Source organism: Pseudomonas sp. HTZ2 (genome assembly GCF_033173945.1).
GTDB classification, from domain to species: domain Bacteria; phylum Pseudomonadota; class Gammaproteobacteria; order Pseudomonadales; family Pseudomonadaceae; genus Aquipseudomonas; species Aquipseudomonas guariconensis.
In genome coordinates, this window is sequence record NZ_CP137332.1 from 4,085,633 (window position 1) to 4,110,423 (window position 24,791).

27 protein-coding genes are annotated in these 24,791 nt (G+C 62.3%); 6 read left to right on the top strand and 21 right to left on the bottom strand.

The features are described 5' to 3' along the window. Positions 1 to 76: 76 nt before the first annotated feature. Together dnaX and R6G97_RS18945 are read left to right on the top strand one after the other, a co-directional pair. A complete protein-coding gene (gene dnaX / locus R6G97_RS18940; protein WP_317847362.1) occupies positions 77 to 2,149 on the top strand; it encodes a DNA polymerase III subunit gamma/tau in 2,073 nt (690 codons plus the stop codon). Positions 2,150 to 2,213: 64 nt separating this feature from the next. Continuing rightward, complete coding sequence (locus R6G97_RS18945) at positions 2,214 to 2,540, top strand: YbaB/EbfC family nucleoid-associated protein (RefSeq protein ID WP_043212277.1); 327 nt, start codon at positions 2,214 to 2,216, stop codon at positions 2,538 to 2,540. Here R6G97_RS18945 and R6G97_RS18950 read toward each other — a convergent pair. Further along, positions 2,524 to 2,670 carry a hypothetical protein gene (locus R6G97_RS18950; RefSeq protein ID WP_178113759.1) on the bottom strand — a complete coding sequence of 49 codons (147 nt, stop codon included), beginning with the start codon at positions 2,668 to 2,670 and terminating at the stop codon, positions 2,524 to 2,526. The genes R6G97_RS18945 and R6G97_RS18950 overlap by 17 nt on opposite strands. A gap of 161 nt (positions 2,671 to 2,831) precedes the next feature. On the opposite strand from R6G97_RS18950, the gene recR reads away from it, so the two are divergent. Continuing rightward, positions 2,832 to 3,434 (top strand): recombination mediator RecR, encoded by a 603-nt coding sequence (gene recR, locus R6G97_RS18955; RefSeq protein ID WP_070574258.1) that lies wholly within the window; start codon positions 2,832 to 2,834, stop codon positions 3,432 to 3,434. Between the two features lie 56 nt (positions 3,435 to 3,490). Here recR and R6G97_RS18960 read toward each other — a convergent pair whose 3' ends face one another. The 17 genes from R6G97_RS18960 to ccoN (R6G97_RS19040) form a co-directional block, all read right to left on the bottom strand. Further along, a complete protein-coding gene (locus R6G97_RS18960) occupies positions 3,491 to 4,039 on the bottom strand; it encodes an adenine phosphoribosyltransferase (protein WP_043212282.1) in 549 nt (182 codons plus the stop codon). Positions 4,040 to 4,088: 49 nt separating this feature from the next. Next, complete coding sequence (fnrA, locus tag R6G97_RS18965; protein WP_070574256.1) at positions 4,089 to 4,823, bottom strand: Crp/Fnr family transcriptional regulator FnrA; 735 nt, start codon at positions 4,821 to 4,823, stop codon at positions 4,089 to 4,091. A 188-nt stretch (positions 4,824 to 5,011) separates the two neighbouring features. Beyond that, the gene (gene hemN / locus R6G97_RS18970; protein WP_043212285.1) at positions 5,012 to 6,394 is read right to left on the bottom strand and encodes an oxygen-independent coproporphyrinogen III oxidase; all 1,383 of its coding nucleotides are present in this window, start codon (positions 6,392 to 6,394) and stop codon (positions 5,012 to 5,014) included. A 114-nt stretch (positions 6,395 to 6,508) separates the two neighbouring features. After that, positions 6,509 to 7,192, bottom strand: coding sequence for a sulfite exporter TauE/SafE family protein (locus R6G97_RS18975; RefSeq protein ID WP_043212288.1), 684 nt, complete (start codon positions 7,190 to 7,192; stop codon positions 6,509 to 6,511). Continuing rightward, complete coding sequence (gene ccoS, locus R6G97_RS18980; RefSeq protein WP_043212290.1) at positions 7,185 to 7,397, bottom strand: cbb3-type cytochrome oxidase assembly protein CcoS; 213 nt, start codon at positions 7,395 to 7,397, stop codon at positions 7,185 to 7,187. Before ccoS ends, R6G97_RS18975 begins: the two co-directional genes overlap by 8 nt. Then, positions 7,376 to 9,847, bottom strand: a complete 2,472-nt coding sequence (locus tag R6G97_RS18985) for a heavy metal translocating P-type ATPase (protein ID WP_317847363.1) — start codon at positions 9,845 to 9,847, stop codon at positions 7,376 to 7,378. Before R6G97_RS18985 ends, ccoS begins: the two co-directional genes overlap by 22 nt. Positions 9,848 to 9,971: 124 nt before the next feature. Beyond that, positions 9,972 to 10,502 (bottom strand): FixH family protein, encoded by a 531-nt coding sequence (locus R6G97_RS18990; protein ID WP_043212295.1) that lies wholly within the window; start codon positions 10,500 to 10,502, stop codon positions 9,972 to 9,974. A gap of 14 nt (positions 10,503 to 10,516) precedes the next feature. Beyond that, positions 10,517 to 11,932: a cytochrome c oxidase accessory protein CcoG gene (gene ccoG / locus R6G97_RS18995; protein ID WP_043212297.1), complete on the bottom strand. Its 1,416-nt coding sequence runs from the start codon at positions 11,930 to 11,932 to the stop codon at positions 10,517 to 10,519. Between the two features lie 210 nt (positions 11,933 to 12,142). Then, positions 12,143 to 13,072, bottom strand: coding sequence for a metallophosphoesterase family protein (locus R6G97_RS19000; protein ID WP_178113760.1), 930 nt, complete (start codon positions 13,070 to 13,072; stop codon positions 12,143 to 12,145). 236 nt (positions 13,073 to 13,308) lie between these two features. Then, a complete protein-coding gene (gene ccoP / locus R6G97_RS19005) occupies positions 13,309 to 14,289 on the bottom strand; it encodes a cytochrome-c oxidase, cbb3-type subunit III (RefSeq protein ID WP_043212299.1) in 981 nt (326 codons plus the stop codon). After that, a complete protein-coding gene (locus R6G97_RS19010; RefSeq protein ID WP_070092136.1) occupies positions 14,286 to 14,483 on the bottom strand; it encodes a CcoQ/FixQ family Cbb3-type cytochrome c oxidase assembly chaperone in 198 nt (65 codons plus the stop codon). The genes ccoP (R6G97_RS19005) and R6G97_RS19010 overlap by 4 nt, the downstream gene beginning before the upstream one ends. A gap of 5 nt (positions 14,484 to 14,488) precedes the next feature. Beyond that, positions 14,489 to 15,097 carry a cytochrome-c oxidase, cbb3-type subunit II gene (gene ccoO / locus R6G97_RS19015; RefSeq protein ID WP_043212301.1) on the bottom strand — a complete coding sequence of 203 codons (609 nt, stop codon included), beginning with the start codon at positions 15,095 to 15,097 and terminating at the stop codon, positions 14,489 to 14,491. After that, on the bottom strand, positions 15,097 to 16,539 hold the full coding sequence (gene ccoN, locus R6G97_RS19020; RefSeq protein WP_090345947.1) for a cytochrome-c oxidase, cbb3-type subunit I: 1,443 nt from the start codon (positions 16,537 to 16,539) through the stop codon (positions 15,097 to 15,099). The genes ccoO (R6G97_RS19015) and ccoN (R6G97_RS19020) overlap by 1 nt, the downstream gene beginning before the upstream one ends. A gap of 517 nt (positions 16,540 to 17,056) precedes the next feature. Further along, a complete protein-coding gene (gene ccoP, locus R6G97_RS19025; protein ID WP_043212306.1) occupies positions 17,057 to 17,998 on the bottom strand; it encodes a cytochrome-c oxidase, cbb3-type subunit III in 942 nt (313 codons plus the stop codon). Then, positions 17,998 to 18,186: a cbb3-type cytochrome oxidase subunit 3 gene (locus R6G97_RS19030; RefSeq protein WP_043212339.1), complete on the bottom strand. Its 189-nt coding sequence runs from the start codon at positions 18,184 to 18,186 to the stop codon at positions 17,998 to 18,000. Before R6G97_RS19030 ends, ccoP (R6G97_RS19025) begins: the two co-directional genes overlap by 1 nt. A gap of 8 nt (positions 18,187 to 18,194) precedes the next feature. Next, positions 18,195 to 18,803, bottom strand: a complete 609-nt coding sequence (ccoO, locus tag R6G97_RS19035) for a cytochrome-c oxidase, cbb3-type subunit II (RefSeq protein WP_043212308.1) — start codon at positions 18,801 to 18,803, stop codon at positions 18,195 to 18,197. Between the two features lie 13 nt (positions 18,804 to 18,816). Then, positions 18,817 to 20,241 carry a cytochrome-c oxidase, cbb3-type subunit I gene (gene ccoN / locus R6G97_RS19040; RefSeq protein WP_317847364.1) on the bottom strand — a complete coding sequence of 475 codons (1,425 nt, stop codon included), beginning with the start codon at positions 20,239 to 20,241 and terminating at the stop codon, positions 18,817 to 18,819. A 49-nt stretch (positions 20,242 to 20,290) separates the two neighbouring features. Here ccoN (R6G97_RS19040) and R6G97_RS19045 point away from each other — a divergent pair, with 49 nt between their 5' ends. After that, entirely contained in the window at positions 20,291 to 20,983 is a 693-nt protein-coding gene (locus tag R6G97_RS19045) for an alpha/beta family hydrolase (RefSeq protein WP_043212341.1), read from the top strand. Between the two features lie 170 nt (positions 20,984 to 21,153). On the opposite strand, the gene ppnP is transcribed toward R6G97_RS19045, so the two are convergent. Further along, positions 21,154 to 21,438, bottom strand: a complete 285-nt coding sequence (gene ppnP, locus R6G97_RS19050) for a pyrimidine/purine nucleoside phosphorylase (RefSeq protein ID WP_317847365.1) — start codon at positions 21,436 to 21,438, stop codon at positions 21,154 to 21,156. Between the two features lie 74 nt (positions 21,439 to 21,512). Further along, a complete protein-coding gene (locus R6G97_RS19055; protein WP_043212313.1) occupies positions 21,513 to 22,064 on the bottom strand; it encodes an exonuclease domain-containing protein in 552 nt (183 codons plus the stop codon). Between the two features lie 237 nt (positions 22,065 to 22,301). Here R6G97_RS19055 and R6G97_RS19060 point away from each other — a divergent pair, with 237 nt between their 5' ends. Then, positions 22,302 to 23,045 (top strand): substrate-binding periplasmic protein, encoded by a 744-nt coding sequence (locus R6G97_RS19060; RefSeq protein WP_442800218.1) that lies wholly within the window; start codon positions 22,302 to 22,304, stop codon positions 23,043 to 23,045. 63 nt (positions 23,046 to 23,108) lie between these two features. Next, positions 23,109 to 24,122 (top strand): GNAT family N-acetyltransferase, encoded by a 1,014-nt coding sequence (locus tag R6G97_RS19065; RefSeq protein ID WP_317848168.1) that lies wholly within the window; start codon positions 23,109 to 23,111, stop codon positions 24,120 to 24,122. Positions 24,123 to 24,155: 33 nt separating this feature from the next. Here R6G97_RS19065 and R6G97_RS19070 read toward each other — a convergent pair whose 3' ends face one another. Then, a complete protein-coding gene (locus R6G97_RS19070) occupies positions 24,156 to 24,683 on the bottom strand; it encodes an RNA polymerase factor sigma-70 (protein WP_043212316.1) in 528 nt (175 codons plus the stop codon). Between the last annotated feature and the right edge of the window lie 108 nt (positions 24,684 to 24,791).

Sequence of the window (24,791 nt, forward strand, 5' to 3'; positions counted from 1 at the left end):
TCGGCAGGGTGCAATTTTGCCCCCGCTCCGCTAGCATTAGCGATCTTCCGCTTGTTCAGGTTGCGATGGTTTTTTGATGAGTTATCAGGTTCTTGCACGTAAATGGCGCCCGCGCTCGTTCCGCGAAATGGTCGGCCAGGCCCATGTGCTCAAGGCTTTGATCAACGCCCTGGACAACCAGCGCCTGCACCATGCCTATCTATTCACCGGTACGCGCGGCGTGGGCAAGACCACGATCGCGCGGATCATCGCCAAGTGCCTGAACTGCGAAACCGGTATTACCTCAACACCTTGCGGTACCTGTTCGGTCTGCCGAGAGATCGACGAGGGGCGCTTCGTCGACCTGATCGAGATCGACGCGGCGAGCCGGACCAAGGTCGAGGACACCCGTGAACTGCTCGACAATGTGCAGTACGCGCCGAGCCGTGGGCGTTTCAAGGTCTATCTGATCGACGAAGTGCACATGCTTTCCACCCACTCGTTCAACGCCCTGTTGAAGACGCTGGAAGAGCCTCCGCCTTACGTCAAGTTCATCCTCGCGACCACCGATCCGCAGAAGCTTCCGGCGACCATCCTGTCTCGTTGCCTGCAGTTCTCGTTGAAGAACATGAGCCCGGAGCGGGTGGTGGAGCATCTGAGCCATGTCCTGGCTGCCGAAAACGTACCGTTCGAGGAGGATGCCCTGTGGCTGCTCGGCCGTGCGGCTGATGGCTCCATGCGCGACGCCATGAGCCTGACCGACCAGGCCATCGCTTTCGGTGAGGGCAAGGTGCTGGCCGCCGATGTCCGGGCAATGCTCGGCACCCTCGACCATGGTCAGGTGTATGGCGTACTCCAGGCGCTGCTGGAGGGCGATGCGCGGGCGCTACTGGAGGCCGTGCGCAATCTCGCCGAACAGGCGCCGGACTGGAACGGCGTGCTGGCCGAGATGCTCAATGTGCTTCACCGGGTCGCGATCGCCCAGGCGCTGCCAGAGGCCGTGGACAACGGCCAGGGCGATCGTGACCGCGTGCTGGCCCTGGCCTCGGCATTGCCGGCCGAGGATGTGCAGTTCTATTACCAGATGGGCCTGATCGGTCGACGGGACCTGCCGTTGGCGCCGGATCCGCGGGGCGGATTCGAGATGGTCCTGTTACGCATGCTGGCTTTCCGCCCGGCGGATGCCGAAGATGCGCCGAAGCCGGTACTAAAGCCGGTGGGGATCAGCCAGGCCACAGCTGATCCGGCAAAACCGGTGGCAGCCGCGACGCCTGTCGTCGAGCCGCCTGTCGCGAGTGTTCCCGAGCAATCCGAGATGCCGGCCCAGGCAGCTGTTGCTGCTGAGCCAGCGGCTGTGCCGCCGGTCGAACCACCGTCAGCGGTTGTCGACCCGGTACCTGCGCCCGAGCCCGAGCGACAAGTCGAGGTAGCTGCGCCGGAGCCGGATGTGGTGGTGGAGGACGTCATCGACCTGCCGTGGGAAGACCCCGTCGCGTCACCTGCGCCCGACGTCTCGCCCGCGCCGCAGGCTCAGCCTGTTCCGGTGTCCAGTCAGAGCCCAAGCCATGACGAGCCGCCTTTCGATCCGTCAGCCTACGGCTCGGCCGCCATGGACCGCGACGACGAACCGCCGCTCGATGAGGATTACTACACGCCTGACAGCGATCCGGCAGGTTTCAGCTACCTGGACGAATTGGCCGAGCATGTGCACGAAGCCGAGCCGGCGAAGGCGCCGGAGCCTCTGCCAGCGGCCAAGCCGGCCACGGGCTTGGCTCTGCAATGGCTGGAATTATTCCCACAGTTGCCTGTCTCCGGTATGACAGGCAACATCGCCGCAAACTGTACGCTGATTGCCGCTGATGGTGACGATTGGCTGCTGCATCTGGACCCGGGGCAGGGCGCGCTGTTCAATACGACCCAGCAGCGCCGGCTGAACGATGCGCTGAATCAGCACTTGGGACGAACCCTGCGACTGAAGATCGAACTGATCCGCCCCGAGCAGGAAACTCCGGCCCAGGCTGCTGCGCGCAAGCGTGCAGAGCGCCAGCGCGAGGCTGAGGTATCGATCGAGCAGGACCCACTCATCCAGCAGATGATCCGGCAGTTCGGTGCGACGGTACGACAGGATACTATTGAGCCTGTGCAAGCCCTGGTCAGCCAGGGCGAATGAACGGATAACCATGCGCCCGGTAGCAAGCCGGGGCGCATCACATGACCCAATCGAGGTGTACCCCATGATGAAAGGTGGCATGGCCGGCCTGATGAAGCAGGCCCAGCAGATGCAGGAAAAAATGGCCAAGATGCAGGAAGAGCTGGCCAATGCTGAAGTGACTGGCCAATCCGGTGCCGGCTTGGTCAGCGTGGTGATGACCGGTCGTCATGACGTCAAGCGCATCAGCATCGATGACAGCCTGATGCAAGAGGACAAAGAAGTGCTGGAAGACTTGATCGCTGCTGCTGTGAACGATGCAGTGCGCAAGGTCGAGCAGAACAGCCAGGAGAAGATGGGTAGCATGACTGCAGGCATGCAGCTGCCACCGGGCTTCAAGATGCCGTTCTGACTGTTGCCTGGCCAGGCAATGACTGGCTGCGCATCGAAAAGCCGCTACCGATGATCGGGGCGGCTTTTTTATTTGGCTGTGAAAAGCCATGCTGATCCAGCACATCAGCGACAACGGGTTCGCTGCCCATGCCCCTCTTCATACGTGATTGATGGTGTCTGGACTATCGCGCATGAAGAGCAAGGGCGGCGGGAAGTGAGGTCGTTGCTGGTGGCCGCTTGAAGGGGGTATTTGACGTATATGACCCCGGCCGGTATAAACCGCCTCCTATTGATCTGTCAGGCCTTTCCCATGAGCTTCAGCCCCCTGATCCGCCAACTGATCGACGCCTTGCGCACGCTGCCCGGTGTCGGCCAGAAAACCGCCCAGCGTATGGCCCTGCAGTTGCTCGAGCGCGACCGCAGTGGCGGTCTGCGTCTGGCCCAGGCCCTGAGCCAGGCCATGGAAGGCGTCGGCCACTGCCGTCAATGCCGGACCCTGACCGAGCAGGAATTGTGCCCGCAATGCGCCGACACGCGCCGAGACGACACACAACTTTGTGTGGTCGAAGGTCCGATGGATGTGTATGCAGTGGAGCAGACAGGGTACCGAGGCCGCTACTTCGTCCTGAAGGGGCATCTGTCACCGTTGGACGGGCTTGGCCCGGATGCGATCGGTATTCCGCAATTGATGGCACGGATCGAGGAGCAAGGCAGCTTCACCGAAGTGATTCTGGCGACCAACCCTACCGTGGAAGGGGAGGCAACCGCCCATTACATCGCCCAGTTGCTGACCGAGAAAGGCCTGATCGCCTCGCGAATCGCCCATGGCGTGCCGTTGGGTGGGGAGCTGGAGCTGGTCGATGGCGGTACCTTGGCTCATGCCTTCGCCGGGCGTAAGCCGATCTCGCTCTGAATCATGAACAGAACCGCGCCTGCAGTCGCCTGTAGGCGCAGGGCTCTGACAAAAAATCAGAACTCGCTCAGCGAAAACTCGGTCAGGCAGAAGGTGGGTACGCCCGCAGCCTGCAGGCGGCGCGAGCCGTCCAGCTCAGGCAGGTCGATGATGGCCGCAGCCTCGAACACCTCGGCACCGGTGCGACGGATCAGATTGGCGGCCGCCAGCAGGGTACCGCCGGTGGCGATCAGGTCGTCGAAGATCAGTACCGAATCACCCTCGCAGAGACTGTCGGCATGCACTTCGAGAAACGCTTCGCCGTACTCGGTCTGGTAAGCCTCCGATAGCACGTCGGCCGGCAGCTTGCCTTGCTTGCGGAACAGGATCAGTGGCTTGTTCAGCTGGTGGGCAATGATCGAGCCGATCAGAAAACCCCGGGCATCCATGGCACCAATGTGACTGAACTCGGCTTCGACATAACGCTCGATGAACTGGTCGGCCACATAGCGCAGCCCGCGCGGCGACTGGAACAGAGGGGTAATGTCGCGGAAGATCACGCCCGGCTTGGGAAAGTCCGGGACCGGGCGGATCAGGGCTTTGAGGTCGAAGGTATCGCTGTGCATGTGGCTTTCCTGGAAAACGGATGCGCCAGTATACCTTGCCGGTGCGGCTTCAGGCTTCTATCGCGCCGCCGGCCAGCGCGCACAGCTGGATCGGGTCGAGGATATGAACTTCCTTGCCCTCGGCCTTGATCAGGCCGTTCTGCTGGAAGCGGGTAAACACCCGGGACACGGTTTCCACCGCCAGGCCCAGATAGTTGCCGATTTCGTTGCGCGACATGCTTAGGCGGAACTGGTTGGCCGAATAGCCCCGGGCACGGAAGCGGGCGGACAGGTTGACCAGGAAGGTGGCGATGCGTTCGTCAGCGGTCTTTTTCGACAGCAGCAGCATCATCTGCTGGTCATCGCGAATCTCCCGGCTCATGACCCGCATCAACTGGCGACGCAACTGGGGCAGCTGGACCGACAGCTCATCCAGCCGCTCGAAGGGGATCTCGCAGACCGAGGTGGTTTCCTGGGCTTGGGCCGACACCGGGTAGGTCTCGGTGTCCATCCCCGACAGCCCGACCAGTTCGCTCGGCAGATGGAAGCCGGTGATTTGCTCTTCGCCACCATCACTGAGGCTGAACGTTTTCAGGGCGCCGGAACGTACGGCGTAGACCGAGCCGAAATTGTCACCCTGGCGGAACAGGAACTCACCCTTTTTCAGGGGACGGCCACGCTTGACGATTTCATCCAGTGCATCCATGTCCTCCAGATTGAGTGACAGGGGCAGGCACAGGGGGGCCAGGCTGCAGTCCTTGCAATGGGCCTGGTTGTGTGGGCGCAGTTTGACTGGCTCGGACATTTCTATCGATCCTTGTGGGAAAGCACACATAAGCTGTAAGGGTAACTCACAGCATAGGCAGTAGGCCAGCGTGCGCTATTTTGGTGCGACCTGGCCGGGGCTTTGGCGGGAGTATGCCAAGGCCTGTTAACTGTCCATAGTGTGCCTGACAAGGCGTTCTGTCCATGCGGTTGATCGACTCGGTTTGTTTATATCACCCGAGAGAAGCGTTGCTGGTTGTGCATGGCCAAATAGGCGTCGAACACCATGCACACCGAACGTACCAGCAGTCGCCCGGCAGGCAGTACCCGAATACCCTTTGCATCCAGGCTGATCAGACCATCACGCTGCATGGCCTGCAATTGTGGCCATTGGTCCTTGAAGTAACCTCGAAAGTCGATGGTGAAAGCTTGCTCGATGCTGTCGAAGTCCAGCTCGAAATGGCAGATCAATTGCTGGATCACCGCGCGTCGCAGGCGGTCATCCGGGTTGCACAGCAGCCCGCGCTGGGTGGCCAGCTGGGCGCTGGAAAGGGTGTCTTGGTAGGTGGCCAGGTCGCTGCTGTTCTGGCAGTAGAGATCGCCGATCTGGCTGATGGCCGATACGCCCAGGCCAATCAGGTCGCAGTGGCCGTGGGTGGTATAGCCCTGGAAGTTGCGTTGCAGGGTGCCCTCTTCTTGGGCGATCGCCAGCTCGTCATCGGGCAAGGCGAAGTGGTCCATGCCGATGTAACGATAGCCGGCGCACGTCAATTGCTCGATGGTGCCCTGGAGCATTTCCAGCTTGGCCGAAGGCGTTGGCAGCTCAGCGCTGTCGATGCGTCGCTGGGGCATGAAGCGCTCGGGCAGGTGGGCATAGTTGAATACCGAAAGGCGGTCCGGCTGCAGGCGGATCACTTCCTCGACGGTGCGGGCGAAGCCTTCCGGGGTCTGGCGGGGCAGGCCATAGATCAGATCGAGGTTGACCGAGCGGAACTGCAAGGTGCGTGCGGCCTCGATCAAGGTGCGGGTCTGCTCCAGACTTTGCAGGCGGTTGATCGCGCGCTGCACGGCCGGGTCGAGATCCTGCACGCCCAGGCTGACGCGGTTGAAGCCCAGCTCGCGCAAAAGGCCCATGGTCGACCAGTCGGCTTCGCGTGGGTCGATCTCGATACCGTAGTCGCCGGAGTCGTCGTCCAGTAGGTGGAAGTGCTGGCGCAGGGTGGCCATCAATTGGCGCAGTTCGACATGGCTGAGGAAGGTGGGTGTGCCTCCACCGAAATGCAATTGCTCGACCCGCTGCTTGGCATCCAGATGGCAGGCGATCAGCTGGATCTCTTGCTCCAGGCGTTGCAAGTAAGGCTGGGCTCTGGCGCGATCCTTGGTGATGACCTTGTTGCAGGCGCAGTAGTAGCAGATGTTGGCGCAGAACGGCACGTGTACGTACAGCGACAGTGGGCGGACCGCGCGACGGCTCTCGCGCAGGGCGTGGAGCAGGTCGAACGAACCCACTTCGCCGTGCAGTTGCATGGCGGTCGGATAAGAGGTGTAGCGTGGGCCGGCCAGATCGTAGCGGCGGATCAGGTCGCAGTCCCAGCGTAGGTCGTCGAGCATGGTGGTCCCCGGAGAGAGCGGCAGTGTCCGGAGTCTAGGGCGGCCCGCTGGGGCTCGTCTTGATTTGCATCAACGGGGTCTGGATGGGAGCGCGTAGCTGGGGCTGAGGCGCTGTCAGTGTCCCATCAACCAGTGCTGGTGCGGCCCTGGCAGGGTCCACAGGCCGAACAGGACCACCAGCAGTCCCCCGGCCATGCGTACGCCGCGCCGCCGCAGCACCGCGCCGATGCGTTCGGCAGCCAGCCCCGTAGCCACCAGCACCGGCCAGGTCCCGATGCCGAACGCCAGCATCAAGGCCGCGCTATGAGCGGCATTGCCCTGGCTGGCAGCCCATAGCAGTGTGCTGTACACCAAGCCGCACGGCAGCCAGCCCCACAGGGCTCCGAGCAGCAGCGCCCGGGGCAGGCTGGAGACTGGCAGCAGGCGAGTGGCCAGGGGCTGGATGTGGCGCCACAAGCCGCGGCCCAGTGCTTCGATGCGGGTCAGGCCGCTCCACCACCCCGCCAGGTACAGGCCCATGGCGATCAACAGCAGTGCAGCGACCACGCGCAGGCCTTGGGCCAGTGGGCTGCTGGCCAGTGCCACGCCGGCCAGGCCGAGCAACAGGCCTGCGGTGGCATAGCTCAGTACGCGCCCTAAGTTATAGGCCAGCAGCAGGTGCAGGCGACGGCTGCGTTGCTCAGGAGGGATGGCCAGCGTCAGGGCGCCCATCAGGCCGCCGCACATGCCCAGGCAGTGCCCACCGCCGAGCAAGCCTAGGACCAGTGCCGAGCCGAGCAGGGGAAGCAGGTCAGGCACGGGTGGGCGGATCCTTGTCGTCTGGCTGGTTTTCGTCGGGTTTGACAGCGGCCTGGTGGCGTGGGTCCTGATCGTCGAACAGGATGCTGTGGGCAGGGCTGTCGAGGTCGTCGTATTGGCCGCTGTCCACTGCCCAGAAAAAGATGTAGACGGCCACGCCGACGATCAGCAGAGCCGCGGGGATCATGACGTAGAGGGCGGGCATAGCGGTTTCCTTTCGGTCGCGGGCGTCTGGCTCGCAAGCAGGCTCGCGCCTGTCGGCCGGGTCAGGCGCAGGGCATTGAGCACCACGATCAGCGAACTGACCGACATGCCGATGGCTGCCCAGACCGGGGTGATCCAGCCGAGGGCGGCGAACGGCAACATGAGGCCATTATACAAGGTCGCCCAAAGCAGGTTCTCGATGATATTGCGGCGAGTGCGTCGGGCCAGGTCGAAGGCTTGCACCAGAGCGTCCAGACGGTTGGACAACAGCACTGCGTCGGCGCAGGTCTTGGCAAGATCAGTGGCCGAACCCATGGCGATGCTTATGTCGGCGGCGGCCAGCACCGGCACGTCGTTGACCCCGTCTCCCAGCATCAGCACCTTGCGACCCTCGGCCTGCAGCGCCTTGAGGCGTTCCAGTTTGTCGTCCGGGCGCAGGCCGCCAATGGCCTGGTCAATGCCCAGTTGTGTGGCGACTTCAGCGACCATTGGCGAGTTGTCGCCCGATAGCAGCAGGGTGTGCCAGCCACGGGCTTTGCAGGCGGCCAGCAGGGCAGGTGCGTCATCACGCAGCCGATCATCCAGGCCGAACCAGGCCAGCGGACCTTGGCGATCACCCAGCAGCAACCATTGGCCACGCGCCTCTGGTACTGGCGGGATCTGGGCGCCACTCAACGCGCAAACGAACGTGGCCTGGCCGATGCGCAGTTGCTGCCCGTCGAAGCGCCCCTCCAGCCCCAGCCCGGGCACGGTCTGCAAATCTTCGGCTGGCTCGGCGGTACGACCGAAGGCGCGAGCGATGGGGTGCTCGGAGCGGTTCTCCAAGGCGGCGGCCAGCGCCAGGCAACGATCGGCAGGCAGCGCCCCCAAGGGGAGGATGCTGCGTAGCGCCAAGCGACCCTCGGTGAGGGTGCCGGTCTTGTCGAAGATTACCGTATCGACCTGGTTCAGCCCTTCCAACACATGGCCTCGCGTCACCAGCAGGCCCAGTTTGTGCAGGGTGCCGGTGGCGGCGGTGAGGGCGGTCGGAGTGGCCAGGGACAGCGCGCAGGGACAGGTCGCTACCAACATGGCCAGGACGATCCAGAAGGCTCGCGTCGCATCGAGTTGCCACCACAGCAGGCCAATGGCTGCGCTGGCCACCAGCGTGAACAGCAGGAACCATTGAGAGGCGCGGTCGGCGATCTCGGCCAGGCGCGGTTTTTCCGACTGGGCTCGCTCCAGCAGGCGCACGATGGCTGAGAGGCGCGAGTCCTGGCCAATGGCTTCGACCGCCACGGTCAACGTGCTCTCGACATTCAAGGTGCCGCCGGTGACCCGGTCACCGACCTGCCGTGCCAGAGGCAGGTATTCACCGGTGAGCAGCGATTCGTCCACGCTGGAGCGGCCATCGACAATACGCCCGTCAGCGGGGATCACCGAGCCAGGCAGCACCTGGACCCGATCACCCTGGTTGAGCTCGCCGAGCAGGATGCGCTCAGCGTTTCCGACGCTGTCCAGGCGCAGGCAGGAGGCGGGGAGTAGGTTGACCAGTTGGGCGGTGGCCGCTGCTGTGCGCTCCCGCGCACGGCGTTCCAGATAACGGCCGGTGAGCAGGAACAGCGCGAACATACCGACGGTGTCGAAGTACAGCTCGCCGCTGCCGGTGATGGCTGTCCAGATGCCGGCGCCATAAGCCAGGGCAATGGCCAGAGACACCGAGACGTCCATGGTCAGGTGGCGTGTGCGCACGTCGCGGGCGGCACCTTTGAAGAACGGTGCGCAGCTGTAGAACACGATTGGGGTAGTCAGAAACAGCGCGACCCAACGCAGGATAGTGTGCAGTTCCGGGCTCAGGTCGATGTTGAATTCCGGCCAGGTGGCCATGGTCGCCATCATCGCCTGGAACCACAGCAGGCCTGCCACGCCCAGGCGGCGCAGCGCACTGCGGTTCTCCTGGGCCAGGCGTTCGGCGGCTTGGTCCGGTTGATAGGGGTGGGCGGCGTAACCGATCTGGCGCAGTTCGGCCAGCAGCTGGGAAAGGGGCAATTGGCGGTCGTCCCAGGTCACCAGCAAGCGGTGATTGGACAGGTTCAGTCGTGCTTCGGCGACGCCGGCCAGGTTACGCAGATGCTTTTCGATCAGCCAGCCGCAGGCGGCGCAACTGATGCCTTCGATCATCAGTGTGGCTTCGGACAGCTCGTCTTGGTGACGTACGAACGCCTGCTGCACATCGGCGCGATCATAGAGCGCCAGTTCGTCCTGCAATTGCCGAGGCAGGGCTTCGGGGTTAGCGCTGGTGTCGCTGCGATGCTGATAGTAGTGCTCCAGGCCACCTGCGACGATGGACGCAGCCACTGCCTGGCAGCCCGGGCAGCAGAACTGACGCGGCTCGCCAAGGACTACCGCGGTGAAACGACTGCCGGCGGGGATGGGGAGGGCGCAGTGGTAGCAGGGGGTGGGTTGGGTCATGTGATGTCTTCTGGCTGCAGCGCAACCCTGTGGGGCGGGTTCACCGCGTAATGGCGCCGGACTGCCTGTCTCATCGCCAGGTCGGGCGCCATCGTGCGGTAAACCTGCTCTAACGGGGAATCGTTTACTCTTGGTGCTCGGCGCCCTGCAGGGCCTCGTCGCCCAGCGCCAGGGTCACGCCATGGGCAACTTTCTCCTCCTCGAACAGACGCCAGACGTGACCGTCTTCGCTGCCCAGCAGTTCGACGAAGCGCCGGCCTTCGACCCGGTCGTCAAGCTGGCCGAGGTAACGACCGGGTTCGCTGCGGGCTAGCTGTACCTTGCGGTCCTTGTCTGGCTGGGTGGGCGAGATCAGATTCAGCTCCAGCGTCTGAGGGGCGCTGTTGCCGGTCAGGCGTACATCGACTTCGCCGGTCAGTTCGTCCAGGTGCACACTGGCCTTGAGGTTGAGGGTCTGGGCCAGCAGTTCACGATCCAGGGAGCGATTGATGCCTTTGCCGGCCTCGTAGTAGTTGTCGTTCACCAAGTTGTCGGGGTTGTGCACGGCGATGCTGACCATGGTCAGGCTCAGGCATACCGAGGTGGCCAGGATACCGATGATGATCCACGGCCAAAGGTGTTTGTACCAGGGGCTGTCGGCGGTTGCGGCAGGCATTGTCGAATTCTCTCTCAGCGTATTTGCGGGCCGATGAAGCGGCTCTTGGCTTCAACCTGGGTGGCGCTTTGATCAGCGTCCTTGAGGATGAAGGTGATTTCGTTGGTGGTCGAGGGCAATTGCTCGGGCGCGACCGACAACTGCACTGGCAGGCTGACGATATCGCCGGCAGCGACGCGGATCTCGCGATGGCCTTCGAGCTGCAGGCCCGGCAGGCCGGTGGCGTCGAGCACGTAGACGTGGTCGCGCTGGTCCTTGTTCATGACCTTGAGGCTGTATACGTTCTCGATCCGTCCTTGGGCGTTTTCGCGATACAGCACTCGGTCCTTGCTGACATCGAAGCCCACCAGCGAGCGGGTGGCGAAGGCGGTGGCAAGCAGACCGATCATCACCAGTAGCACCACGGCGTAGCCGATCAGGCGTGGACGCAGCATGTGGGTCTTCTGCCCGGACAGGTTGTGCTCGGTGGTGTAGCTGATCAGCCCTTTGGGATAGTCCATTTTCTCCATGATGTTGTCGCAGGCGTCGATGCAGGCCGCGCAGCCGATGCACTCGATCTGCAGACCGTCGCGGATGTCGATGCCGGTGGGGCAGACCTGCACGCACATGGTGCAGTCGATGCAGTCGCCCAGGCCTTTGGCCTTGTAGTCGATGTCTTTCTTGCGCGGGCCTCGGGTCTCGCCGCGGCGTGGGTCATAGGAGACGATCAGGGTGTCTTTGTCGAACATTACGCTCTGGAAGCGGGCGTAAGGGCACATGTACACGCACACCTGCTCACGCAGCCAGCCGGCATTGCCGTAGGTGGCGAGGGTGAAGAACGCGACCCAGAAATAGGCCCAGCCATCGGCTTGGCCGGTAAAGAACTCGGTGACCAGTTCGCGAATGGGCGAGAAGTAGCCGACGAAGGTCATGCCAGTGACGAAGCCGATCAGCAGCCAAAGACTGTGCTTGGCGGCCTTGCGCAAAAACTTGTTGGTGCTCATTGGCGCCTTGTCGAGTTTCATGCGCTGGTTGCGGTCACCCTCGGTGACCTTCTCGCACCACATGAAAATCCAGGTCCAGACGCTCTGCGGACAGGTATAACCGCACCACACACGCCCGGCGAACACCGTGATGAAGAACAAGCCGAAGGCCGCCACGATCAACAGGCCCGAGAGCAGGATGAAGTCCTGCGGCCAGATGGTGGCGCCGAAGATGTAGAACTTACGCTCGGGCAGGTTCCACCACACAGCCTGATGCTCGCCCCAGTTCAGCCACACCGTGCCGAAGTAGAGCAGGAACAGGATGGCCCCGCCGACCATGCGCAGCCTGCGGAACACGCCGGTGAAGGCACGGGTGTAGATTTTTTCCCGTGAGGCGTAGAGGTCGACGGATTCCTTGCCTTTCTTGGCGGGCGGGGTGACGTCATGTACCGGAATTTGCTTGCTCATCATCATGTCCCACGGCAGTGGAAAAACGCTGCGGCCAGTGCATGCCGACCGCGTTTGTGACCCATCAGGTGTCCGTGCATGATACGCCCGTCATGGCACCTGGAGTGTGGCTGCGGCGTTAAGTCGCATTGGGTTGCATTTGATTATCGTGTATTGGGGCTCGCCTTGACGCAGGTCAATTGACAAGGCGTGCCCGCCGCAGGCAAGTGTCTATGCCCGATACAGCCTCAGGTGCCTCAGTGTTTCGGCCTGGGTCCAGTCATTGTTCCTCACGCGTTTGATGGCCAACCCTTGGGCATCGTCGTCCAGTTCGGCCAGCAGGTAGGTGCGCTGGGAGGCCGAACCACTCAGGAAGACCGGGACCGCGCCATATTGCCGGTTGGAGCGATGCCAGCCTCCGGCTTCGGTGTGATAGTGGCCACCGAACACCGCGTTGACCTGGAAGTGGTTGATCATGTCCCTGAAATGCATCAGGTCCTCCTCGGTGCCGTCCCAATCGTCTGGCTGATGCAGGTTGAGCAGGACGATCTGGCCGTTCTCATAGGCTTCTTTCAATTGCCCCTCCAGCCAGCCCAGTGCGTCATTGATCCTGAACTTATCGCGGGGCTCGAAAGGCCATGCCCAGCCACTGTCGAAATCCACACGGTAGGTGGGCTCGTTGTTCAGCTGGATCAGGCGAACCCTGCCGAAGCTGATGCTGTACGCCAGGCTGCCGCTGTAGCTGGTCAGCCTGTAGCTGCTCGAGGTCGCGACATCCATCGTGTCCACCACATCTCGGTGGTGATTGAGCAGATCCATCACGCTGTCCCGGGGCCCGCCGTTGTTGAATGAGCCTCCGAATTCATCGGTGATGTTGTTCTTGTAATCATGATTGCCCAGGCCAAAGTAGTAGTTCTTGTGCAGGTGGCGCTCGATGATCGGGTAGAGGACTTTGCGTTGCCAGCCGTGCCCGTATGCTGTCATGTCGCCATTGATCATCACCGGGACGCCCGTGCCACCCAAGCTGTTGCGGTAGCTCGCAATGCTGGCGTACTGCTCGTTGATCAAGGCTTTCGATTCTTTGTTGCGTTCAGCGTCGCTTTCATATTCGCCATAGTCGGAAGCGGGCGTCCATGGGTACTGTGGATCGGATGCGAACACGAACGCTCTGGGTGTCGGGCGGTTGCCATAGCGGCCAGGCTGTTTTGGGGGTAGGGCTACGGGATAGGTGGGGTAGGCCATTTCTTAAATCCTCTGGGTAAGTCAGGCTCGATGCCTGTCCACCAGAGAATTTCCTAGTGTCCTGTTCTTCGGAATCCGGTAGCGATTCCTCCTATCAATCCTGCCAGCCCAGAAAAAACGGCCCCGGTGGTGATCGCCGGGGCCGCTTGCTGTGGTTACTCTGCTTTCTGCTGCGCAGCGTCTTGATGCGACAGGCTGTAGACATAGGCCGCCAGCAGGTGGACCTTGTCGTTGCCCTGCATCTGCGCCTGAGCCGGCATCTGGCCTTGACGACCGTAGCGGATGGTCTGTTGCAGCTGAGCGAAGCTCGAGCCGTAGATGAACGCCTGCGGGTGGGTCAGGTTAGGCGCGCCCATCGCTGGAGTGCCTTTGCCTTCGGGGCCATGACAGGCCACGCAGTTAGCGGCGAAGAGCTTCTGGCCATTGGCCGGATCGGCTTTGGCGCCTTCGGGCAGTGTGCGGCCGTCAAGATTGGTCAGGACGAAGGCTGCGACATCGGCCACGCCTTGCTCGCCCAGCACTTCGGCCCAGGCCGGCATGACGCCGTGGCGACCATTCATGATGGTGGTCTTGATGGTCTCCGGCTCGCCGCCCCAACGCCAGTCGTTGTCGGTCAGGTTGGGGAAGCCGTAGGCGCCCTTGGCATCGGAGCCGTGGCACACCGAGCAGTTGGAGGCGAACAGGCGACCTCCCATCTTCAGCGCCTGCGGATCCTTGGCGACTTCCTCGACCGGCATGGCGGCGAATTTGGCGAAGATCGGCCCGAAGCGGGCATCGGCCTTGGCCATTTCCTTTTCCCATTCGTGCACGCCGGTCCAGCCGGCCTGGCCGTTGGAGAACTCGGTCTGCTTTTCGGTATCCAGGTACTGGTAGCCAGGCAGGACGCCTTTCCAGTTACCCAGGCCTGGGTACAGCACCAGATAGCCCAAGGCGAACACGATGGTGCCGACGAACAGCCAGAACCACCACTTGGGCAGCGGGTTGTCGTATTCCTCGATACCGTCAAAGGCATGGCCGACGGTCTCGTCGGTGATTTCCTCGCGCTGGCCCTTGCGGGTGGAGAGCAACAGCCAGGTCAGGGAAAAGATGGTGCCCAGGGTCAGGACGGTGACGTACAGACTCCAGAAGGTTGTCATTGTTCTTTGCTCCTAGAAGCTTTCGCTTGCGCTTGCTCGACGTGCCGGCTGGCTTCGGGATCATCGGCGAACGGCAACTGGGTTGCCTCGTCGAACTCTTTCTTGCGCCGTGGGTTGAACACCCACAGCGCCAGGCCTACGAAGGCGACCATCACCACGACGGTGCCCAGGCCACGAATCATCCCGATATCCATCAGTGTCACCGCTTGCTCTTGATGATGGTGCCGAGGCCTTGCAGGTACGCCACGAGGGCGTCCATCTCGGTCTTGCCCTTGACCGCGTCGCGGGCGCCGGCAATGTCCTCGTCGGTGTAGGGCACGCCCAGGGTGCGCAGGACTTCCATTTTCTTCGGCGTGTCCTTGCCATCGAGCTTGTTTTCCACCAGCCAGGGGTAGGAGGGCATCTTCGACTCGGGCACGACGTTGCGCGGGTTGTACAGGTGCGCGCGGTGCCAGTCATCGGAGTAGCGACCGCCCACACGCGCCAGGTCCGGGCCGGTGCGCTTGGAGCCCCACAGGAACGGATGATCCCAGACACTCTCGCCGGCCACCGAGTAATGGCCGTAGCGCTCGGTCTCGGCGCGGAACGGACGGATCATCTGCGAGTGGCAGCCGACGCAGCCTTCGCGGATGTAGATGTCGCGACCCTCGAGCTCCAGCGCGGTACGCGGCTTCATGCCTTCGACGGGCTTGTTGGTGACGTCCTGGAAGAACAGCGGGACGATCTGGGTCAGGCCGCCGATGCTGACGGCGATGACCATGAAGAAGGCCAATAGGCCGATATTCTTCTCGACTGCTTCGTGCTTCATCAGTGAGCTCCCACGACGACGATCTTGGCGGCTTCCTCAGCCTCGGCCGGCTTCGCGGCGCGGACAGTGCGGTAGACGTTGTAGGCCATCAGCAGCATGCCGGAGGCGAAGAACGCACCGCCCAGGGCGCGGACGATATAACCCGGATGGCTGGCCTGGAGGGCTTCGACGAAGGAATAGGTGAGGGTGCCGTCGTCGTTGATGGCGCGCCACATCAGGCCCTGGGTAATGCCGTTGACCCACATCGAGGCGATGTACAGCACGGTACCGATGGTCGCCAGCCAGAAGTGGGCGTTGATCAGGCCGACGCTGTGCATCTGCTGGCGACCGTAGAGGCGCGGGATCATGTGATACACGGCACCGATGGAGATCATCGCGACCCAACCGAGGGCGCCGGCGTGGACGTGGCCGATGGTCCAGTCGGTGTAGTGCGACAGCGAGTTGACGGTCTTGATGGCCATCATCGGGCCTTCGAAGGTGGACATGCCATAGAAGGCCAGCGAGACCACCAGGAACCGCAAGATCGGGTCGGTGCGCAGTTTGTGCCACGCACCGGAGAGGGTCATCATGCCGTTGATCATGCCGCCCCAGCTCGGGGCCAGGAGGATGATCGACATCACCATGCCCAGCGACTGCGCCCAGTCAGGCAGCGCGGTGTAGTGCAGATGGTGCGGGCCTGCCCAGATGTACAGGGTGATCAGTGCCCAGAAGTGGACGATCGACAGGCGATAGGAGTAGATCGGACGCTCGGCCTGCTTGGGCACGAAGTAGTACATCATCCCCAGGAAGCCCGTGGTCAGGAAGAAGCCCACAGCGTTGTGCCCGTACCACCACTGGATCATTGCATCGGTGGCGCCGGAGTAGGCCGAGTACGACTTGAACAGGCTGACCGGCAAGGACATGTGGTTGACGATGTGCAGCATCGCCGTGACAACGATGAACGCACCGTAGAACCAGTTGCCGACATAGATGTGCTTGGTCTTGCGCTTGACGATGGTGCCGAAGAACACCAGGCCGTAGGTGACCCAGACGATGGCCAGCAGAATCGCCAGCGGCCACTCGAGCTCGGCGTATTCCTTGGTGGTGGTGTAGCCCATCGGCAGGGTGACCAGCGCGCCGACGATCACTGCCTGCCAACCCCAGAAGGTGAACGCGGCCATGCTGTCGGAGATCAGCCGAGTCTGGCAGGTGCGCTGCACGACGTAGTAGGAAGTGGCGAACAGCGCGCAACCTCCGAAGGCGAAGATCACCAGGTTGGTGTGCAGCGGGCGAAGGCGGCCGAAGCTCGTCCATGGCAGGTCCAGGTTGAGCTGGGGCCATACCAGTTGCGAGGCAATGAAGACGCCGAGGCCCATGCCAAGGATCCCCCAGACCACCGTCATGATGGCGAACTGGCGGACGACCTTATAGTTATAAGCAGTCGGACTGATTGCAGTGCTCATTCTAAGGTTCCACGGTTTTGGGTGTTCTTGTTGGTCGAAAATCGGCGCCAGTATCGATAACCACCAGGGTTATGGCAATGCAAGGATCATGACGCCGACCCGTGTCCAGGCCCTTTCCACCACCGTCCCGCGGTTTAGGGGCTGGGTGATTGTACACAAATAAATGTTTGTAATGTGTACCGTTTTTCGCCTTTTTCTGATCGATCGGTCAAGCTTTTTCTGCAGGGCTCCGGTAAGAAGGGACGTCTACCGAAATCTGTTCGATCGACCCGCAAAAGCCGGTGCGCGGAGTCAGGCCATGCGCCGCGCCATGTGGGTTCGCTATAAGCGAGGCCACTGTGGCAACAAGCTTAGTTCTGTTCAGAGGGGGTGCAAGGAGGGATGAGGCGGGGAGGGCGGAGCGCAGCCCTTGGCGGACGTCGCTTGTCCTGGTGCTTGGGCGGGATATTCGCGGGTGAACCCGCTCCCACAAGGATCGGCGCTGTTCCTGTGGGGGCGGGTTTACCCGCGAAGGGTGTTACTTGGCAGTCACGGTTTCGGACGCGTCATCCTGCGACAGGCTGTACACATAGGCTGCCAGCAGATGCACCTTGTCGTTGCCCTGGATTTCGCGCTGGGCCGGCATCTGGCCCTGACGGCCGTAGCGGATGGTCTGCTGCAGCTGGGCGAAACTCGAGCCGTAGATGAACGCCTGCGGGTGGGTCAGGTTGGGCGCGCCCATCGCCGGGGTGCCCTTGCCCTCAGGACCGTGGCAGGCCACGCAGTTGGCCGCGAAGATCTCCTGACCTTTGACCGGGTCGGCCTTGGCGCCTTCAGGGAGGGTACGGCCATCGAGGTTGGTGAGCACGAAGGCAGCCACGTCGGCCACGCCCTGTTCACCGATCACTTCGGACCAGCCTGGCATCACGCCATGGCGACCGTCCATGATCGACGCCTTGATGGTTTCAGGCTCCCCGCCCCAGCGCCAGTCCTTGTCGGTCAGGTTGGGGAAGCCGTAGGCGCCCTTGGCGTCGGAGCCGTGGCACACCGAGCAGTTGGAGGCGAACAGGCGGCCACCCATCTTCAGGGCTTGCGGATCCTTGGCGACTTCTTCGACCGGCATGGCGGCGAACTTGGCGAAGATCGGCCCGAACTTGGCGTCGGCCTTGTCCATTTCCTTTTGCCATTCATTGACCTGGGTCCAACCATTCTCGTAGCCCGGCAGGATGCCTTTCCAGTTACCCAGACCCGGATAGAGGATGAGGTAGCCCACCGCGAACACCAGGGTGCCGACGAACAGCCAGAACCACCACTTGGGCAGCGGGTTGTCATACTCCTCGATGCCATCGAAGCTGTGGCCCATGGTCTGGTCGGTGGTGTTGTTGCTCTGGCCCTTGCGGGTGCCGAGCAGCAGCCAGGTCAGGCCAATCAGGCTGCCGATGGTCAGTACACTGATGTAGGTACTCCAGAAGGTGGTCATTACCGATTATTCCTCATGGCAGGTTCCTGCCCGGCAGGGGGCAGGCGGTCATCGACGAAGGGCAGCAGGCGCGCTTCGGCGAAATCACGGTCGCGGCGGCGGTTGAAGACCCACAGGCTCAGGCCGATGAAGGCGATCATCACCACCAAGGTGCCCAGGCCGCGGATCATGCCGATATCCAGTGACAGTTCCATCGTTACCTCTTGTTCTTGATCGCGGTGCCCAGCACCTGCAGGTAGGCCACCAGGGCATCCATCTCGGTCTTGCCCTTGACCGCGTCGCGGGCACCGGCGATGTCTTCGTCGGTGTAGGGCACGCCCAGGGTGCGTAGGGTGCGCATCTTGGTGTCGGTGTGACTGTTGTCGACCTTTTGCGCGACCAGCCACGGGTAGGACGGCATCTTCGATTCGGGCACCACGTTGCGCGGGTTGTACAGGTGCGCGCGGTGCCAGTCGTCGGAGTAGCGGCCACCGACGCGGGCCAGGTCCGGACCGGTGCGCTTGGAGCCCCACAGGAACGGGTGGTCCCAGACGCTCTCGCCAGCCACCGAGTAGTGGCCGTAGCGCTCGGTCTCGGCGCGGAACGGACGGATCATCTGCGAGTGGCAGCCAACGCAGCCTTCACGGATGTAGATGTCGCGGCCTTCGAGCTGCAGGGCGGTGTAGGGCTTCATGCCTTCGACCGGCTTGTTGGTGACGTCCTGGAAGAACAGCGGGACGATCTGGGTCAGGCCGCCGATGCTGACGGCAAAGACCATCAGCAAAGCCAGCAGGCCTACGTTCTTTTCGATGACTTCATGTTTCATCAGGCGTGTCTCCTCAGGCCAGCTGGGCGTTCGCAGGGGCGGCGTCGGTGGCCGGTGCGCGCACGGTGCGCCAGGTGTTCCAGGCCATCAGCAACATTCCGCTGAGGAAGATCGCGCCGCCGACGAAGCGGACGATGAAGCCAGGATGGCTGGCCACCAGCGTCTCGACGAAGGAGTAGGTGAGCGTGCCGTCGGCGTTGACCGCGCGCCACATCAGGCCCTGGGCGATGCCGTTGACCCACATCGAGGCGATGTACAGCACGGTGCCGATGGTCGCCAGCCAGAAGTGGGCGTTGATCAGGCCAATGCTGTACATGCGCTCCTTGCCGAACACCTTGGGAATGGTGTGGTACAGCGCGCCGATGGAGATCATCGCGACCCAGCCGAGGGCGCCGGCGTGGACGTGGCCGATAGTCCAGTCGGTGTAGTGGGAGAGGGCATTGACGGTCTTGATGGCCATCATCGGGCCTTCGAAGGTGGACATGCCGTAGAAGGCCAGCGAGACCACCAGGAAGCGCAAGATCGGGTCGCTGCGCAGTTTGTGCCAGGCGCCGGAGAGGGTCATCATGCCGTTGATCATCCCGCCCCAGCTCGGCGCCAGCAGGATCAGCGACATGATCATGCCCAGCGACTGCGCCCAGTCGGGCAAGGCGGTGTAGTGCAGATGGTGCGGGCCTGCCCAGATGTACAGGGTGATCAGCGCCCAGAAGTGGACGATCGACAGCCGATAGGAATACACCGGGCGCTCGGCCTGCTTGGGCACGTAGTAGTACATCATCCCCAGGAAGCCTGCGGTCAGGAAGAAGCCCACGGCGTTGTGGCCATACCACCACTGGACCATTGCATCGGTGGCGCCGGCATAGATCGAGTAGGACTTGGTCAGGCTGACGGGCATTTCCAGATTGTTGACGATATGCAGCATCGCCACGGTCAGGATGAAGCCGCCATAGAACCAGTTACCGACGTAGATGTGTTTGGTGTTGCGCTTGATCAGCGTACCGAAGAACACCACGGCGTAGGCGACCCAGACGATGGTGATCAGGATGTCGATGGGCCATTCCAGTTCGGCGTATTCCTTGGAACTGGTGAAGCCCAGCGGCAGGCTGATGGCCGCCAGCAGGATCACCAGCTGCCAGCCCCAGAAGGTGAACGCCGCCAGGGTGGGGGCGAACAGGGTGGTCTGGCAGGTGCGTTGCACCGAATAATAGGAAGTGGCGAACAAGGCACAGCCGCCGAAGGCGAAGATCACCGCATTGGTGTGCAGCGGTCGCAGGCGGCCGAAGCTGGTCCAGGGAAGGTCGAAGTTCAGGGAGGGCCAGACGAGTTGCGCGGCAATGAAAACGCCGAGCCCCATCCCGACGATTCCCCACACCACCGTCATGATGGCGAATTGGCGGACCACCTTGTAGTTATAGGCGGTACTGCTGGTTGTGTTCATGTATGGGTTCCCATCCACGGTTATAGGCAGGCTAGATAGCGAGGCAAGCATGAGTAATGGGCACATTGCCGGTATTGACGGGGATCAATGGGCGCAGGTGGGAAATATCCCAGGCTTGCGCTGCGATCCTCCGAGAATTCGGGGGGATCAGGACTACAAGGGCTGCCTGATCCTGGCCCACGGCGCGGGGGCGCCGATGGACAGCGACTTTCTGGAGGACATGGCGCAAAGGCTGGCAGCGCAAGGGGTAGGCGTGATCCGCTTCGAGTTCCCCTACATGGCCCAACGTCGTGAGGGCGGCGGCAAGCGGCCGCCCAACCCACAGAAGGTGCTGCTCGACTGCTGGCGCGAGGTGTATCGGCAGGTGCGACTATTGGTCGCGGGGCCGTTGGCCATTGGCGGCAAGTCCATGGGCGGGCGCATGGCGAGCCTGCTGGCCGATGAGCTGGGGGCCGATGCCTTGGTTTGCTTGGGGTATCCGTTCTATGCGGTGGGCAAGCCGGAAAAACCCCGGGTCGAGCATCTGGCGGGATTGCGCACGCCTACGCTCATCGTCCAGGGCGAGCGCGATGCCCTGGGGAACCGGGAGGCGGTGGCGGGGTATGTGTTGTCGCCTGCGATCGAGTTGTGTTGGTTGGCGGCAGCGGATCATGACTTGAAGCCGCTGAAGGCGTCGGGTTTGACGCATGAGGGGCATCTGCAGGTGGCGGCTGAGCGGGTTGCTGCGTTTTTGATGAGGTAGTGGTGTTGGTTTGAGGTTTGTGGCTGATCCGTCTGATGTGCGCCGCTTGGTCACCTTTGCGCCATTGCGGCGACCTACTTTTGCCCAACAGCAACAGTAGTCGCCGCAAAGGCGAAAAGCGTCGGTGGCGTCACCACCAGAAACGGATAATCACACTATCCAAGAAGAGCTCAGTCGCGATACTCACACAGGTAAGCTGTATCCACCGCCACCTTCAGCTGGAACTTGCTGTCCGCAGGCACATTGAACTGGCTCCCCGCCTTGAAGACTTCCCAGTTATCGCTCCCCGGCAGCTTCACGGTCAGCGCGCCGGACACCACGTGCATGATTTCCCGCTTGGCCGTGCCGAACTCGTATTCGCCCGGCGCCATGACACCCACGGTAGCTGCACCTTCCTCGCCCGTGAAGGCGATCGACTTGACGGTGCCATCGAAGTACTCATTGACCTTGAACATGGAGCGACTCCTGAAAAAAGGGAGGAAAAAAGGCTGGCCAGTATGCCCAAGCCCCAACACCTCGTCATCTGAATTCAGGTGCCGCTGGCCGGCAGGCTCAACGGAAGTAACCGCGCAGTGTTGCGGGCGTCTTCCAGGGCGCGATGCTGCTGGCCGGCGAACTGCAGGCCGGCCAGTTGCAGGGCGCTGTTCAGCCCCATCGGGCGCTGCAGTTGGCGGGCCTTGGCAAAGCGCTGTTTAAGGTTGATGTGGGGCAGGGCCTGCAGCAGGCTGGTGAGCTGGTGCTGTTTCCATTCCTGTTGCAGCTGCTGGCGGTCGTAGTCGCCCCAGCTGACCCAGGCCTGCAACTGCCCCTGATGATGGCCGAGCCAGCGCTCGAACTGCGCCCAGACCTCGGTAAAGGAGGCTGCGCCGTCGACACTGGCCTGGGTGATATGGGTCAACTCACGGCAGAAGGGGGTCAGCTGTGGTCGCCGCCTGGGCCGCACGAAGCGCTGGAAGTGATCGATCTCGCGACCTTCGCGTGTCACCAGGCTCGCCCCGATTTCAATGATTTCCATCTCCGTGACGGGCCAGCCACCGTCATCGGTGGTCGCTTCCAGGTCAATCACCAGCCAATGCCCCATACCGGGCTCCCGTGCAAGACGCAGTCCCCTGCGTGGTCGCTAGAGCGTAGCCAATCTGAGGCCCAAGGGCATCCCCTGGCACAATGCTGCTGTTTTGACATCGCAGAAGGTTGTGCCCTGGCGGGAAAGCGCCTAGCTTAGTTGAATCCATTCACAAACCGTGATGAGTGTCTGCTTTTGACTTCCGTGACCGGCTCGAAGGCCTTGTCTTCCTTGTTGATACTCGCCGCAGTGTGGATGGCGCTGCCTGCGTCGGCGCAAGCGGTTGTCGAGGTGAGGGTCGGGGCGGCGCATTTTCCGCCCTATACCGTGCGTCCCGAGCAGGGCGCTGACAACGGCCTGTTGCCGCAATTGCTCAAAGCCCTCAACCAGCAACAGCACAGCTACCACTTCGTGCAGGTTCCCACGTCGATTCCTCGGCGTTTTGGCGATTTCCAGCAAGGGCGCACGGACATCGCGATATTCGAGAATCCCAAATGGGGCTGGGAACAGGTTCCCCACGAAAGCGTAGACGTGGGCCTGGAAGATGCCGAAGTGTTCGTCGCACGCCAACAGGCCGGGCGAGACCAGCACTATTTCAGCAGCCTGCAAGGCAAACGCCTGGCATTGTTCCACGGCTATCACTACGCCTTTGCCGACTTCAATTCCGACCCTCGCTATCTGAGCCAGAACTTCAGCGCCACGCTGACCTACTCCCACGACAGCAACTTGCTGATGGTGCAGCGTGGACGTGTCGACATTGCCCTGGCGACGCGATCGTTTCTAGCCGACTTCATGGCGCGAAACCCGGACAGCCGGGCGCAGCTGATGGCCTCCGAGCGGGTCGATCAGGTCTATCACCACTATGCGATGGTGCGACCAGGCGCGCCGATCGATGCCCGGACATTCGCCGCCTTGCTCGATCGGCTGCGCGCGAGCGGCGAATTGCTGCGCATCTTCCAGCCCTATCGGATCAACGTCGTGGCGCCGAGCGGCCACTAAATTCCCTAATGCCCGTCACGTCTATCGGATTGAGCCTTCATTTCAATGCCGTGAGCCATGACCATGCCGTTCGATGCCGATTCGCAGCCCCTTTCCCTGCCGCGTTGGCGCAGTCTCAGCGCCGATGAAAACGATTGCCGGTTGAGCCTGACCCTTGAGGGGCAAGCGTTGATCCGGGTTCGCCTGACCCCAGGCGAGCCGCTGCACGTCCACCTCGAGCAGGTGTGCCAAGCGCGCCCCGCGCAAGCGCTGTGGGCAGCCTGCTACTGGCTGCTCTCGCGGGATCCAGCGCGCCAGCGCCTGGTCTGGCATTGCCCGCATCCAGTGGATTCGGCCTTGGCCAGCGGCCTGCTGGTGCCCGGTGACCAGCCAGGGTTGTACCTGTGCGAGCGAGCGATGTTCTGGCAACTGCCGCAGCCCTGGCTGGGCGATGCGCAAGCCGGCGCTTATCCGCAGCAAATGCAGATCAGCGATGGCAAGCGCCATCCTCGTCGTGCACCCAAGCCCCGAGGTGAGGTGTACCGGCGATTCGATGCGCGCCTGGGGGCCTGGGTGTCGCTGCGCACGCTTGAAATCGAACAGGACCTGGAACGCTTCAATCGCTGGCAGAACGATGCACGTGTGCTGCAGTTCTGGCAGGAAGGCGGCACGCTCGAACAGCATCGCCAATACCTGACCAAGCTTCAGGCCGACCCGCATACCCTTACCTTGATCGGCTGCTTCGATGACCAGCCCTTTGCCTACTTCGAGGCCTACTGGGCCAAGGAGGACCGCATCGCGCCGTTCTATCCGGCGGACGACTACGACCGGGGTATCCATATGCTGGTGGGCGAGCAGGCCCATCGCGGTCCGCACAAGGTAGCCAGTTGGCTGTCGGCGCTGGTGCACTATTTGTTCTTGGACGATCCGCGGACCCAGCGGGTGGTCGCCGAGCCGCGTGCCGACAACGGCAAGATGATCGGCTACATGCACGATCAGTGCTTCCATTGCGAAAAAGAGTTCGATTTTCCGCACAAACGGGCGGCGTTGATGATCTTGGCGCGGGAGCGGTTCTTCGACCGCTGCTCACTGTCCTGAACCCGGTGGGGCCGCACAGCGGCCCCATCGGGTTCAGGCCTGGCGGGTGTGCTTGCGGCAATGGATCAGGGCATCGCGGATCATGAAGTTGACCAGCGTCGGCGACACCCCAAGTTCCTTAGCGATGTCTTTCTGCGGCACGCCATGCAGGCGATACATCTCGAAGGCGTAACGGGTGCGCTGGGGCAACTCTCCGAGGGCCTCGGCGATGTGCTCGAGGGTGGCGAGGTTGATGTGGGTGGTTTCGGGCGAGGCGTTCTGCAGGACGACGTTCAGGCCTTCTTCTTCACTGCCGGAATACTTCTGCTCCATGGCCTGCTTGCGGTAGTGATCGATGGCCAGGTTGCGCACGATCTGGAACAGGTAGCTGAGCTGGGCCTTGAACGACGAGGTGATCTGCGGCGCGGCGCTGAGTCGGAAGAAGGCATCCTGCACCACATCTTCGGCGCGTGAACGGCAGCCGGTGATGCGGGCCGCGATCTTGACCAGGATGCTGCGGTTGTCGACGAATGCCTGGAGCAGTGGTGAATCGCACTTACTTGTGGATAGTTGTTCCGCCATGGAAATCACCTGGACGCTGAAGGGAAGGGGAAGGCGTCTGTGTGGGACGCTTCCTACGACGAGCGACAAATTATTCACAATGATAATGATTGTCAAATGCGAAAAGTA